The 320-nt window shown below is 71.9% G+C and carries 1 protein-coding gene and 1 pseudogene; both read right to left on the bottom strand.

Features of this window, described 5'->3' with window-relative positions:
* On the bottom strand, positions 1-176 hold a 176-nt coding region (locus MKK63_RS12850; RefSeq protein WP_244002246.1), incomplete at its 3' end, for an amidase family protein.
* Positions 119-320: pseudogene (locus MKK63_RS12855) on the bottom strand (MBL fold metallo-hydrolase); the annotation flags it as partial. The gene MKK63_RS12850 and the pseudogene MKK63_RS12855, both read right to left, overlap by 58 nt.

Here is a 320-nt window from a genome sequence, read left to right on the forward strand (position 1 = left end):
CCGGCTTTCGTGGTCTCGCCCGCCACGTCGAACAGGTCCTTGATCGAGACGATCGCGCCGTCGAGCGGCCCGAGGGAGAGCCCGTCCCGGCGGCGGGCATCGGCGGCATCCGCCGCCGCCCGGGCGGAATCCGGGTAGAGCCGTAATCGAGATCGGTGGGCAGGTTGGTCAGCCACGCGCGCCGCGGTTTGACCTGGGCGATCAGCGCCAGGGCGTCCGAGACGGAGAAGTGGGTCGGGTGTGGCGTGTCCCGCAGGGCATCGATGACCAGCAGCTCGAGCCCGTGGAGCCGGGCGAGGCTCCCCTCCGGGATCAGGCTC

Source organism: Methylobacterium sp. J-088, from assembly GCF_022829295.1.
In the GTDB taxonomy this organism is placed as follows: domain Bacteria; phylum Pseudomonadota; class Alphaproteobacteria; order Rhizobiales; family Beijerinckiaceae; genus Methylobacterium.